A 12,921-nucleotide genomic window follows, 5' to 3' on the forward strand; every position below is an offset into this window, starting at 1 on the left:
AAGTCGAGTTTCCATTTCCGCAGCGGGCCGAGCAATGCTACATCTGGGGTGACGTCCCACTGCTGACCATCCTGCTATCGCTCAGAAAGAATCTCTATCTCAGCCACTACACGGCCATGCGGCTGCACGGCTTGACTGAGCAATCTCCCACGACCATCTACACAACAGACGAACGTAGCAACACTTATCAGGATGAGCGAGCAACGCTTGATCAGCTCGCAATCGATCAGGCATTCAGCCGCCCCCCACGGATTTCGCATAATTGGGTCGAGCATGCGGGGAAAAAGATTTATCTGCTGAATGGTGCGTATACAGGCCATCTCGGTGTCGTTACTGAACCCGTGACGGATGAAGGCGGCCAGCAGGTGCTTGCGCGCCTCACCAATCTGGAGCGTACCCTCATCGACATTACCGTGAGACCGGTCTATGCCGGCGGTGTCTTTGAAGTGGCCAAAGCCTTTGAGCTCGCGAAAGATCGAGTCTCTATCAACCGGCTGGTTGCCATGCTGCGTAAACTCAACTTCGCTTACCCCTATCATCAGGCGATCGGCTACTACTTGGAGCGTGCCGGCTACAAGCCGAATCAGATCGATCTGATTCGGCGCCTGCCGATCGAGCGCGACTTTTACTTGGCGCACGAGATGGGCGAAACGCGTTATGTCAGTAACTGGCGCCTATCTGTCCCAAGTGGGTTTTAGCCGGTCAACCAGTTCGAGCACGTAGTCGAAATAGACCTTAAATTTCTTGAGGTCAAAATCCGGTGAAACCGTGTCGGCAACGGACGGGAAACCTGCCAGATGAAACTCGTAGTAGCTCGGAATCAGGCCGAGGAAGGACAGGGGCACCTTCTTGGCTTCAAACATCGAGGTCAGGATCCGCTGCATCTGCTCGCCCGTGAGATCCAGCTCCAGTGCCTTCGTGAGCACGAAGATGTCGACGAAGTCCTTGGGGCGCGCGCTACCGTTATGTCCTCGCTTGATGATCGGAGTGTATTCGACCGTCTGCTGACAGATGGCCCGCAGTTTTTCACAGACGATCATGAGGGGTGAGTAGACGTAGATCAGCGTCCCATCGAAGTCCCAATCCTGCTTGTCTTCCACGTATTCGAAGCGGCTGATGTCGATGAGGAACTTTGTGCCCTGCCCGAGATTGATGGCTCGCTTGCGCAACTCATCCTGATCCGCGGCGTACTGCGCATGGATTTCTGTGGTGACGAGTTTGAACTCGACGCCATAGCCCCCCCAGAAATCCCTCATGTCTGCCGTCATGGTCTTCGGTCTCTCGACCATCTTGAAGTCGAAAACCTCGAACCTGTCGGCGCGGAACGTATCTGACAAGGATTTGAGAATTCTTGCCTGGACGGCCTCGATGTTCTCGCCAAAATCCTGCTTCAGTGAAAAATCGAGATCGACCGACGTGCGCGCACTGATCTGATGAACCAGTGCCATCGCATTGCCACCTTTCAGCACCAACTGCTCCAGCAGCTCATCGTCAGAAAACATCGCTTGAATAGCCAGGTTCTTGATCCTGTCTAGCAGTTTCGGGTCTTGCGGCCCTGTTTTGTGCTTATTCATTTTTCCTGGCTAGCCCTGTATGGCCAATGGCGGCTGAACGGTAGCATAACTCTGCGCATGGCTCCTGCTGGCCTCATCCCGGCAGCCGCGACGGTTATGGGATCTCTGTTCATGCGACCTCAGCTCGGCGAGTGGGTCTGGGATGGGTCCGGTCACGACTGCACCTGGTGCTGCACGTAGTCGGCGCGATGGGCGTTGCTGGCCACCGCGAAAGGGTAGCTAACTGTCATCAATTGGAACAGCAGTACGCCGATGCGCAGGCATTTTGCTACCGTTTCCAACCAGAGGTTGAGTTTCTTGTGCGTTTCTTCCGTCATGAGGCGTGCTCCAAAGATATCCAGTTGGGACTGGGCTGCCACGACACGGTGCTGTGTGCGTTAGCGAGCCGATATGTTCCATGCACCCAAGACCGGAAGCCCGGGGGCTTTTCCTAAATCACGCGGGCGGTTTAGGAAAAGCCATCGAGGCATCGCTTGGGGGGCGTGGTATGGAGTTTGGCGTCACGACTTCGGACGGTCCACGCGTGAGGGTTGTACACCGTCTCTACACAACCAATTGTCACGACCGTGAACGGTCAAGTCGGCGGAAGTCGTTTTTCTTAAGGTCGAGCAGCCTAAGGTGGGATGTGGCATGTCGACCGAGCGACACGCGCGTACGGCGGGTGTCGGCGAACCTCTATCTCCCAGATAAAGTCGGACTTCGCTACGCTCCGAACGGCACCAGCGAGCAAAGTCCTAGATAAAGTCCGACATTGGGACAAATTCCGGGTTGGGTCAGAATAGTGCGGCTTGAGGGTTCATCTTGAACCGAAACTCGAGGCTGACTACCTTCCGCCCGGATTTTTGCGGGCTCCACTCGATTTCGTAGCCGTCCTTCTCCGTTAGCTCCTTGACCGCAGGTTCAATGATCCGTCGTCTCATGTCCTTGAAGTTTTTGCGGCAGCTTTCGCTGGCCTGCATTGCGTGCGCGAATTCTTCAATGTCTATCCGTAGTAGGCCTGTTGAGCGGAATTGTGCGAACAACTCCAACAGTCGCCAGCTGAAGATGGATCGCAATGCGGCTGCCTGAGAGAGTTTGTAGCTGGTGAACCGTTCGCGGAGCGCGACAAGGTGAGGGACGACTTCATGCCAGAACGCTACCTCGATCCAGCCTTCCCCTTTGGCATACGTCGCGCGACCAACCCATCTCATTTCCTCGATACGAGGTCCCTTTCTACCGGGTTTCTCGAACCGAATGAGGCGATCGCGGAGGCCCTTGGCCGCAGCTTGAAGCTCTTCATAGGCGGTGTTTGGGTCTATGCCGAACGTTTCGGCAAACTCCAGTGCAGAGATTCGCGCGACCAGAGGTTTGGTTAGGTCTGGCAGGCGTTTGCTATCGAGCTTCGACACGCAACAAGACATGATCCGTTTTTCGGCTAGTGAGAGACCTTGGGCGGCCCTTACAAGAACGTTGCTCATGTTCACGTGCCTCTCAGTTAGGGGGAGGTCTATGACCGAGACTTCAGACTTCTCAACGGAGGGAGATTGGGACATTTTCCGGGTTATTGGGACATTTCCAGGAGACGTCCCTTTATACGCAAATGGGACACCTCGGTCAACATGTCCCATGTGGATAGCGCCCGGAAAATGTCCCATTTAGCCCGGGATTTGTCCCCCTAAACCCGGGATTTGTCCCCCAATCCCCGGGATTTGTCCCAATAGCTTCCCGCAAACCCTTGCTGGATAAGGCTTCTCACGCTCTAAAAACGGTTTAAAAACGGTTTAAAAATACCACCACTACCCCAAACATATCCACGCCCCCGCAAGCGGGGGCATAAATCGCCGCCTCCGGCGGCTGGACGACCCCCGGGAGGCATCACGGAGTTCTCGCCGCTCCGGTCTAAGGCGCCCGTCGTCCTACCGGACGTCGCTCGCCTAAGACCCGGACAAATCGAGTCAGGCGGCTAACACCGCCTGACTCTCAGCCGGGGGCTTGTGAGCCCCGGGCGAAACGTGTTCCCTGTTCACAAAGTCTCCAACGGTCTGCAGAAATGGGGTATTTTACTCATTTGAGTTTAATGGCATGATGCGCTTTGCATCATTTCCTCAAAGGAGTGTTTATGCATGTGATTGCGGTCTTGAATCAAAAAGGTGGGTCCGGGAAAACGACTATCGCCACGCATATTGCCCGCGCACTCCAACTCGCCGGAGCTGAGGTTCTACTCGTCGACTCAGATCCACAGGGCAGCGCTCGAGATTGGGCCGCCGTTCGCGAGGACCAGCCGGTTACGGTCGTTGGCATTGATCGACCGACTATCGAACGCGACTTAAAGCACATCGCAAGTAAAGATTTCGTCGTGATTGATGGAGCTCCGCAGGCAGCTGACCTGGCGGTATCCGCCATCAAGGCTGCTAACTTCGTGCTGATCCCTGTACAACCTAGCCCCTATGACATTTGGGCTACGTCTGACTTGGTGGAGCTGGTTAAGCAGCGTATTGAGGTTACAGACGGGAAGTTACAGGCGGCTTTTGTGGTGTCGAGGGCAATCAAGGGCACTCGGATTGGTTCGGAAGTCACCGAAGCGTTGACGGGATACGGTTTGCCAATTTTGGAATCCCGCATCACGCAGCGTGTGAGCTACCCCGGCACTGCAGCTGTCGGTACGACAGTCCTTGATGCTGAGCCTACCGGCGACGCAGCTGCCGAGGTCAAAGCCTTGGTTGATGAACTGAAGGCTAAGCTCATTTGAGTTATTGAGGGAATGAGTTTATGAGTAAATTAAATTTGAGCGCTGGCCGACCGAGTGCGACGAGAAATAAAGCGGCGACTCTCGCCAGTCTTGCAGAGGATGCTGGCTTGAAGCGGGTTAATTTCCAAGTTCCGCCCGAACTGCATACGAAGCTGAAAATTTATGCCGCGCGCCACGGCAAGACGATTACCGAGGTTCTAACCGAGTTCGTCGAGAATCTTCCTGATGAGTGAATGAGTAAATATGTAAATACGTTTAATCCATCGAATGCGGCCGGGATCCGGCCGCATTCGCACATGTGTGTCTCGTTCAGCCTTTCAGAATCCTCGCTCCCAAGGGCTAGCGAGGAATACGACGACAGCGAGCATGACGACGAGCGCGGTCAGCTTTCCTGCCGCGCTCGCAGCAGATCAACCCGTGGACGCATATAACCGTACCCATTGCCAGTACGAGAATCCCGAGACCCATCGCATTTCTCCGTTTACGGTTTGCTTAATGTACGGTGACATTTTGCCGTATATACTGCGTATCGATAGCAGGCGCGGATGAGCAGCGCACTTGAATTCGAAGATGCGTTGATACGCTAAAAGCAAGGTGGTGCACACGTCACGGTACTGCAAAGATCAGTCGCTCCACGACATCCCGTACCGTCTCACCTTTTCCTCGCAGGCGTTTCGCCGCGGTGAAGGCCTCGTGCGAAACCTTGATGCGAGGTAGCGCGTTGCTATCCGTCACGACCTCCTGCAGCTGGCTGCCGCCGACCACCTCGTTGACCACTTTCCACAGGCTTCCCTCCTGCAGCCTCGCCGACGTTATAAATTCAGTTTTCTGACTCATACGTACTCCGTAAATAGTTGTTCCATACCCAGCGGCCTCGGCCTTCGCCGTGGCCCAGATCGCGCGAGCAGAGCGCGAGCGCTTCCTTCCTGCTGCAGCGCTCGCTCAGGTAGTGCTCGAAGTTGTCGCGGCAGAAAGCCCGACGCAGGGAGTGGCCGGAGTTTTCGCGCTCGAGGCCGAGCGCGGAGAAGCGCCCCTGCACCTGCTGTTTGGCTGCGTGATTGGTGGGCGCGTCGACCAGATAGCGGCGGTCAGACACGATTGATAAAGCGGCTCTGACGGCGTCGAGTGCTCTTTCCCGATAGGGCTCGGGAATGTGGGTGTCGCGCGTGCGCCCGCCCTTGGTGCCGTGCCGGATCGTGATGAAGCTCTGACCGCGGGAGAGCGCAACCTCCCACTGTTTGAGGCTCTTGTGGCTTTCGATCATCTCTTCACGTCGGAGGCCGAGGCAGCGCTCGAGCTGGATCCACACGCGCGTATCCGACGCGGCCCGCTCGAGCGCTCGAGCAAGCACGCTTTCGTCGACGACCTTCCCTGTACCGATGCGCGTGCCTGACGGAATACCTAATTCGGCGTTGGTCAGCGCATCGGCCCACTCGCCGCGGCCGGTCCCACGCAGTGCGCGGCGCAGATGGCTCATCTCGTTCTGGATCGTCCGCGCGCTGATGCCGGCGTCGATACGCGACACCACGTAGTTGCGCAGCTGTTTTTCAGTGACGGTGGCCGGGTCGACCTGGCCGTACCGACGTTGCTTCGCATGGGCCGCAAAGGCTAAAAATGTGGTGCGCATCTTCTGCTTCGTGAGCGTGGCCGCGCCCTTATGCAGCGCCGCGCTCATGAACTTCGCCTCGATGGATCTCGGCTTATTCGACGTCGGTTTGCTCATCTGCTTTGCTCGTGGGTTGGTTTTGCCTTGTCGCGTCGCTCCAGCGAGGCGGGTACTACGTTTGTTTAGAGAGGAGTGGCCTCCACCTGGAGGTGGGTTGGATGGCCGGGGGACTGCGTGCCGATCAGGTCGTTTGTCGATCGCCGGTTGGCCGGTTCGACGCGCCGACAGTGCGCGTAACTACGTCGTCAAAGAACAAGCGCCTGGACTGGCGCGGGAGAGATGGGGGTGCGCAAGCGCGTCACTGATACGCGCTGCGCATCAGTGACGCGCTGGGTTCGCGGGTGCGAGCGGTGCTTATGTGACGGGGTGGTCAGGAAAGCTCGGAAGCATCGTGCTTGACTCGCTGCGTCTGGCTGTCGGCACAGCTGGACGGGGAGTGGTCGCGCGAGCGATGGCCGCGAAGCACGCGGGGAGCAGGTGGTCGGTGGAGATGCATCGAGGGCCGTTGGCCGAGTGGATTGCTCCATTCGGCCAACGGGATTGGCAGGTGCCTTACCGGACCAGTGCACGAGCCTTGATAGGCGTCGCGACGATCGGATTGGTATATCGCCGCTTCACCTGCTTCACGAGTCGGGTGGACTCGGTTGGCGTGGTGAAGGCGAAGCGCTTTGAGAGGGAAAGCTTCCCAGAGAGGGCTTTTTTCAGAAGGACAACAGCGATGATGCCGCCGATGAAGTACGACATCGACGCGAGATACAACACCAGGCACAACGCGAGCAGCTTGCTGGCGTTTTTGAACACGAAATGCAACATGTCTGTCTCCAGAAAGAAGGGACTGCGATCAAAGGAATGGGACTGCGGACAGGGATTGGGATGCTCAGATCGAGCGATCGAAAAGCGAGACGGGAACTGCGGGAAAGGGAGTGTCTGAACGACGTTCAGCGAGGGTGCAGGGGAGCGATCGCGACACGCGCGATGAAGGGAAAAAGATGGATCGCCGGTTACGACGTGGCGACGAGATGGGGCGCTTAGGCCGGGAACATGCTGGAGAGCGGGGGATGCCGCAGTGCAGAGGATGTCAGGCTGAATCTATGGACGGACTACGAGAGCCCGGCCCAGCCTGATCGAAAAATTGTGCTCAGGGGGCTGCGCAGGGCGGACGAATCCGATGCACTTACCGTCAGCACAAAGCGGCCATGGGCCTGTAAAAAACGTAGGCCAGGAACCAGTCCTGGCTGTCGGTCGATGCGCCAGCGGCGCAATGGATGGCGAGAAGGTAGCACGTCGATCTACGTATTTGTAGTGGTTTCTAATTTATTTCGGAAAGCTACATAAAAACATATAGCTTTCGGGTATGCCGATGTAGATAGGCGCTTGGTCTTAGTATCCGCGGGTAGCCCCCACCTACGAATGCTATGAGAACGCCGAGTTCGGTGTACTAGGCGTTAAACCAGACGGTCATGCCTAGCGTGCCTGCATGGGGTGCAGGTGGTCGTAGGTGTGGCCGTCTTTGCGACAGCGGCTCCTCGAACAGGAGTCGCTCCGGGAAATCGAGGCTGGTAACAGCCTGGAACGGGCGTCGTAGTCATCCTCGATGACGCACAAACCTAGATCGTGTTCCTCGGCTGGGAAGCGCACTGACGCCGTGCGCTCCTGTCAGCTCCGACCTTCTGATTCCAAATCTGATGCACCACGCGAGCGCCGACGAGACCAGCTGTTACGTAAAAAGGCGGGGCGTCGACGATCAAAGCAGGAACGGAATCTCCGATTCATTCAGCGTCAGCTGCGTCCCCGGGAGGGTGATCGGAACGAGTCCAACATCTACGACTTTTCGCCGCTCATTGAGCACCTGAAGCCTGAGGTCATCAAGGAGGCCGCGGCACAGCAGGAACATCGAGAGAAAAAGCTTTCCCGGATGCGACCGGCGGCTAAGCGCAAACTCCGCGTGGTTGGCGAATAGAAACGAAGGAGCTAATGGCTGTTTGCGACCGAGCTGGGTATCGCAATAATCACAGGAAGTGGCGAGCGCCGCGAAAAAACAGTCGATAGCTATAGACAATAAAATTCGATAGCTATAGACTATGAGAAATTCTGCAGGATCAGGCCCCGACTTTGTAAATCCTATGATAGGATGCCAGAGCGTGTAATCGGACAGCACGCAGGCCCTCTCTGGGCCAGACCGGGCCCGGAAAAGGGTGAGCAAATGCTCTTAACGTGACCGGAAAGAGGTGCCTATGGACGGTAGCATTGTCCAACAGGTCGTCCTCGTGGTAGCTGAAGGCATCATCTTCAGCCACTACCTGGGTGAACTGCTTAGCAAGTTGTATCACTGACGCAGCTGCAACTGCGTTGTAGTCCTCGGCCCGACCCTGCAAGGTCGGGCTTTTTTTTGCCGAATCATCTCTGATTCGTGGATTTGTCAAAAACTCAGGATGCAAGAAGCCGACCTTCCTCTTAGATAGGGAAGATTCTTAAAAATTCAATGGCTTAGCTTGACCCGTGCAGATGACCCATCCAAGACGCCGCGTAGCCTAGATGTAGGGTGAGGAAGGTCCTCAGCCCAAACCGCGCGTCGCGTCAACAAAACGAACTTTATACATACGTGAAATTGCTGTCAACGCACAAAACCGCTTTGCAACCCTTGTCAGGAGGGCCTTTGAACAATGTCAAGAGCCCTCAAAACAAGCGGTGGCGGGCCTCTCAGCCAGATTCCAACTTTCTGGGGTCCCCCCAAATACCCTTTCTAAAAAAGTACCTTTTGGGAGGGGGCGCCGGCCCATGGGAGGTGAGAAAAGGACCTTTCCTCCATCCCATGGTCCCTGGCTGCAAGGGGAAAGCTCTGTCCTAGAGGCGGAGGCATAGCGTCAGGCCCGGTTTGCAACTGATTGCAAACGGGTTCCCCCAAGAAAGTGACTTTCATCTACAAGGACCTTAGGGCGCGGTGCCGGCCCATGGAGGGAGGAAAGGATCTTTTCACCCTCCATGGGCCCTGGGTGCAAGGGGAAAGCTCTGTCCCAGAGGCAAGGGCGCGATGCCAGACCAGGATTTGAAATTGATTGCAAAAGCTTTCCACCCAGCAAATGTTTTTCATCCAAAGGACTTGGGGGAGGGTGGTTCCGGCCCATGGAGGGAGGAAAGGACCTTTCCTCCCTTGGTTGGCCTCGGGAGGAAGGGAAAGCTCCGTCCTGAAGGCGGCGCGACGCCAGACCAGGAATAGGACAAAAAGTCCGTTTCAGCGCCGACAAGAAAGGCTCTTTCCGGGCCGGCGGCAAAGTTACTTTGGCCTGCAATTGCATTGCAAAACGGGCCGCGTGGGCGCCATGCCATTTCATCGAGGCCTTGTGTGGCGAGCCTCGCGGGCAAATTGTAGGCGCCTGCGGTGCGCCGGCGTATAGGCCTTTTCGTTACCCCAAAAAAAGGTTCTTTCTTGGCCGGCGGAAAAGGTACTTTGTGCTGCAATTGAATTGCAGACTGGGCTCCGTGCCGGGTCCGAGAGGGGGCGCCGGGTCGAACTTTAGCGGCTAAAATATCCTATGGCTATTTTAAATGTCGTTTTGATAGCCAAATTGATTGGCGTGTTCGCTCAACTGAAAAACGCCGGGCCTCGGGGGGGCGAGGTCCGGCGCATCGGATCACTTCTTGCCGTAGGTCGCGTCGTGATCCGGAGCGATCGTGAGAAGTCGCATGTACTCACCATCACGATAAGCGGTTGCCCGCCTGGCTTGTGTAATACGAAGCGAGTACATCGCGTCAACGCCAGCAGGTGGCTGCACGCTGGTGATTTTCTCCCACTTGAGTCCGGAGTCCTGATACACCTGATTCCAGCTCATGAGCAGCAGTTTCTTGAGGGTCGTGAGAACCCGAGAGGCTTCAGCCTTGTCCAGCGCCACCCACTGACGCTGGAAGACCGGATTATTTAGGTCCAACTTTACGAGGTCGTCGCTTTTCTTCCTCATTGCCCAACTCGTTCAAAAGGGCGTCGAGGTTCGATTCCTTGGGGGCGTTACCTTGGGCCCAAGCGAGTGCCTCCTGCAGGTCACGTTGTGCCTGTGGAGCATGCAGCCACGCTTCGTTTTCGGGAATCACAAGTGCGGTGCGGACGAGCCACACCCCCGGCTCGCGCTCTTCGACGAGCACTTGCCGGCCAGCGTATTCCTTGCCAAGCGAAATTTGCCCGCTGGAACCGACCACCTTGACGCTGGTTTTCGGGTCATGCAGGTTTGGATTCATGCCGGTTCGCCTAAGTGTCGATCAGTCCTCAATTTGTCAGGCCGAGAGTGGGTAGGGATGGCTCCCTCGGCGGGTAAGGCCCCAAATCGGATGGTCAAAAACGCTCTCTAAGAATTGTTCACGCAATCACGGAGCATGAAATTATGATAGCACGATCGCATGAATGCATGAATGCATGAAGTCAATGAGGCGTCGCTCGAGACCGGCGGTCGAGTGCCCATCTATATGTGATAATGTCCTTTATCACATATAAAAGGAGCGACCATGGCCACCCGTAGTAAGGCTGCCGAGCAGCCGGTTGCGCCCAAACTACAACTGACTCCCGCCGCAATCGAACGCGGCATTGCTCGGCTCGGGGAGCGTATTGTCGAGCTGCGGGCGTTCAACGTTGGCTCGGTACCGGATGGCAACTCGCCCGAACTAACGGCATTGTCTACCGACATCAAGGACACTCTCGAGCGGTGCTTTGGCGAGAACACATCTGCATATAGGCGCTTCCAGTCAGCGGCGCACTTGCAGTTTCGCCCCATGATGTTCGGCGAAAACTATCCTCAGCGGCGCCATTACCAGGAAGGTGCGCGGGAAAATATCGCGCAGTCCATCGTGCTACTGGAGTCCGCACAACGCGCTTTGCAGCAAGACCTGGAGGACGCCCAGCATGAATTGACGGCATCTTCTGACTCTTCGGTAGTGACTCCTTTGGCCCTTTCCCGCCGCGTATTCGTCGTGCACGGTCACGACGGTGAAGCGCGTGAGCTGGTGGCGAGCTTTCTGAGAAAGCTAGGCTTCGATCCGGTCATCTTGCATGAACAGGCCAACCAGGGTCGCACGGTGATCGAAAAGATCGAAGCGGAAAGCGATGTGAAATTCGCTGTCGTCCTGTTGACGCCGGACGATGTGGGTCGCAGCGTCAAGGAAGACGAGCTGAAGCCGCGTGCGCGACAGAACGTGCTGCTCGAGCTGGGCTATTTCATCGGCAAGCTTGGCCGCGACAAGGTCTGCGCGCTCAAGCGCGGCACCGTCGACATTCCCAGTGATTTTGCCGGCGTCGTCTGGGAAAACATGGACGATGGGGGCGGCTGGAGACTGGCTTTGGCGCGTGAGCTCAAGGCCGCGGGCCACGAAGTCGATCTGAACAAGGCGTTCTAGTAGTGGGCCAGCTCACCACGTTCGATTCTCTATCCGTGCCAACGCTGGTTGTCGCGGCAGGTGAACACGCAGGTGTGCGCTTTCTCGAGTTCTTCGCCTCGGCGATTCGCAACCCTCACACCCGACGCGCGTATGCGCGCGCGGCCGGCGACTTCCTCGCCTGGTGCGTCGGCGCTGGCGTACCGTCGATTGCAGCGGTGCAGCCGCTCCACGTCGCGAGCTGGGTCGAACTGCAGACCCGCACGCACGCGGCGCCGACCGTCAAGCAGCGTCTCGCGGCGATTCGGCACCTGTTCGACTGGCTGGTGACCGGCCAGGTCGTGCCGGTGAATCCGGCCGCGTCGGTGCGCGGACCGAGCCACACGGTCCGCACCGGCAAGACGCCGGTGCTCGAGGCGGCCGAGGCGCGGCAGCTGCTCGACAGCATCGATGTGAGCACCCCGGCCGGGCTGCGCGACCGCGCGCTGATCGCGCTGATGGTGTTTTCGTTTGCGCGGATCGGCGCGGCGCTGGCGATGCGGGTCGACGACGTCTACGTGCAGCAGCGGCGCCTCTGGATCCGTTTGCGCGAAAAAGGCGGCAAGGCGCACGCGATGCCGTGTCACCACACGCTCGAAACGTACTTGCATGCTTACCTGGAGGGCACTGGCCTTGCGGCGGAGCCGAAGGGGCCATTGTTCCGCACGATCGCGCGCGGCACCCGACAACTGAGCCACACGCCGTTACCGCAGGCGAACGCGTATGCGATGGTGCGCCGGCGCGCGGCAGCGGCCGGCATCGCGACCGCCATCGGCAACCACACGTTTCGGGCGACTGGCATTACCACCTACCTGCAGAACGGTGGCACGCTCGAGAATGCCGCGGCGATGGCGAATCACGCATCGACACGCACCACGCAGCTGTACGACCGACGCCACGATGCGATTCACCTCGATGAGGTCGAGCGGATCCGGCTCTGAGAATGGGCGGTAGAGGGATGTCGCTGAAGGTTAAGCAACCGCCATGCTACGCAGCGTTAACGCTGCGTAGCATAGCAGTATCAATCATTTTTTTCAAGGCGCTTTGCCCGATAAATCAAGGCCTTCCGGGTTGAATTTTGGAGAATTTGATGGTATGCTACGCAGCGTAAACGCTGCGTAGCACTGAGTTGGGAAGTGTGCGCAGCGCCAAGCTTTCTTTCGTTGACTCTTTGTTGGGTCGCTGGCAGCATGCATGCTGCCAGCGACCCAACATTCATAACTTTCCCTAATTTTCGGGATGAGCCGATCAAGAATCCAGATCGCAAAAGCGGACATCATCAAACACTTCGATGAGCTTCCGACGCACGTCCTCAAGCTGAAGGAAGTCCGTGCAATTCTTGCCGACCAACGCACTTTCTGGCGTCTTGCCCAAAGTACCACTGCAGACAACTTCATCGCATTTCTGCAACTGCACGCCAAACTTCGGAAAGTCGAGTTTCCATTTCCGCAGCGGGCCGAGCAATGCTACATCTGGGGTGACGTCCCACTGCTGACCATCCTGCTATCGCTCAGAAAGAATCTCTATCTCAGCCACTACACGGCCATGCGGCTGCA

The 12,921-nt window shown here is 57.2% G+C and carries 14 protein-coding genes and 1 pseudogene; 6 read left to right on the forward strand and 9 right to left on the reverse strand.

Annotation, left to right across the window (positions count from 1 at the left end; genetic code table 11):
• Window positions 1-698 (forward strand): hypothetical protein (locus G3O00_RS33030; protein ID WP_206145498.1); only part of this gene is annotated, 698 nt, incomplete at its 5' end.
• Here the strand turns inward: G3O00_RS33030 and G3O00_RS33035 are convergent.
• From G3O00_RS33035 to G3O00_RS33045, 3 genes are all read right to left on the reverse strand, one after another.
• Entirely contained in the window at window positions 675-1,574 is a 900-nt protein-coding gene (locus tag G3O00_RS33035; RefSeq protein WP_206145499.1) for a nucleotidyl transferase AbiEii/AbiGii toxin family protein, read from the reverse strand. The two genes, G3O00_RS33030 and G3O00_RS33035, sit on opposite strands and share 24 nt — an antisense overlap.
• Before the next feature lie 152 nt (window positions 1,575-1,726).
• A complete protein-coding gene (locus G3O00_RS33040; RefSeq protein WP_206145500.1) occupies window positions 1,727-1,891 on the reverse strand; it encodes a hypothetical protein in 165 nt (54 codons plus the stop codon).
• Window positions 1,892-2,347: 456 nt separating this feature from the next.
• Window positions 2,348-3,031, reverse strand: a complete 684-nt coding sequence (locus G3O00_RS33045) for a replication initiation protein (protein ID WP_080487033.1) — start codon at window positions 3,029-3,031, stop codon at window positions 2,348-2,350.
• Between the two features lie 641 nt (window positions 3,032-3,672).
• Between G3O00_RS33045 and parA the strand changes: the two genes are divergently transcribed.
• Complete coding sequence (parA, locus tag G3O00_RS33050; RefSeq protein ID WP_069236672.1) at window positions 3,673-4,302, forward strand: ParA family partition ATPase; 630 nt, start codon at window positions 3,673-3,675, stop codon at window positions 4,300-4,302.
• Window positions 4,303-4,322: 20 nt separating this feature from the next.
• Window positions 4,323-4,535, forward strand: coding sequence for a plasmid partition protein ParG (locus G3O00_RS33055; RefSeq protein WP_206145501.1), 213 nt, complete (start codon window positions 4,323-4,325; stop codon window positions 4,533-4,535).
• Between the two features lie 373 nt (window positions 4,536-4,908).
• Here the strand turns inward: G3O00_RS33055 and G3O00_RS33060 are convergent, their stop codons facing one another.
• From G3O00_RS33060 to G3O00_RS33085, 6 genes are all read right to left on the reverse strand, one after another.
• Entirely contained in the window at window positions 4,909-5,139 is a 231-nt protein-coding gene (locus G3O00_RS33060; protein ID WP_206145502.1) for a hypothetical protein, read from the reverse strand.
• The gene (locus tag G3O00_RS33065) at window positions 5,123-6,025 is read right to left on the reverse strand and encodes an integrase domain-containing protein (RefSeq protein ID WP_206145503.1); all 903 of its coding nucleotides are present in this window, start codon (window positions 6,023-6,025) and stop codon (window positions 5,123-5,125) included. The genes G3O00_RS33060 and G3O00_RS33065 overlap by 17 nt, the downstream gene beginning before the upstream one ends.
• A 495-nt stretch (window positions 6,026-6,520) precedes the next feature.
• Window positions 6,521-6,781: a hypothetical protein gene (locus G3O00_RS33070; protein WP_206145504.1), complete on the reverse strand. Its 261-nt coding sequence runs from the start codon at window positions 6,779-6,781 to the stop codon at window positions 6,521-6,523.
• 931 nt (window positions 6,782-7,712) lie between these two features.
• Window positions 7,713-8,126, reverse strand: coding sequence for a hypothetical protein (locus G3O00_RS33075; protein ID WP_206145505.1), 414 nt, complete (start codon window positions 8,124-8,126; stop codon window positions 7,713-7,715).
• 1,474 nt (window positions 8,127-9,600) lie between these two features.
• Window positions 9,601-9,924 carry a hypothetical protein gene (locus G3O00_RS33080; protein ID WP_206145506.1) on the reverse strand — a complete coding sequence of 108 codons (324 nt, stop codon included), beginning with the start codon at window positions 9,922-9,924 and terminating at the stop codon, window positions 9,601-9,603.
• Complete coding sequence (locus G3O00_RS33085) at window positions 9,881-10,198, reverse strand: hypothetical protein (RefSeq protein ID WP_111021679.1); 318 nt, start codon at window positions 10,196-10,198, stop codon at window positions 9,881-9,883. Before G3O00_RS33085 ends, G3O00_RS33080 begins: the two co-directional genes overlap by 44 nt.
• Before the next feature lie 264 nt (window positions 10,199-10,462).
• On the opposite strand from G3O00_RS33085, the gene G3O00_RS33090 reads away from it, so the two are divergent.
• From G3O00_RS33090 to G3O00_RS33100, 3 genes and pseudogenes are all read left to right on the forward strand, one after another.
• A complete protein-coding gene (locus G3O00_RS33090; RefSeq protein WP_206145507.1) occupies window positions 10,463-11,347 on the forward strand; it encodes a nucleotide-binding protein in 885 nt (294 codons plus the stop codon).
• A gap of 2 nt (window positions 11,348-11,349) precedes the next feature.
• Window positions 11,350-12,306, forward strand: coding sequence for a tyrosine-type recombinase/integrase (locus G3O00_RS33095; protein ID WP_206145508.1), 957 nt, complete (start codon window positions 11,350-11,352; stop codon window positions 12,304-12,306).
• A 298-nt stretch (window positions 12,307-12,604) separates the two neighbouring features.
• Window positions 12,605-12,921: pseudogene (locus G3O00_RS33100) on the forward strand (hypothetical protein); the annotation flags it as partial.

The sequence above is a fragment of the Burkholderia sp. Ac-20384 genome, assembly GCF_017104605.1.
GTDB lineage: Bacteria > Pseudomonadota > Gammaproteobacteria > Burkholderiales > Burkholderiaceae > Burkholderia > Burkholderia lata.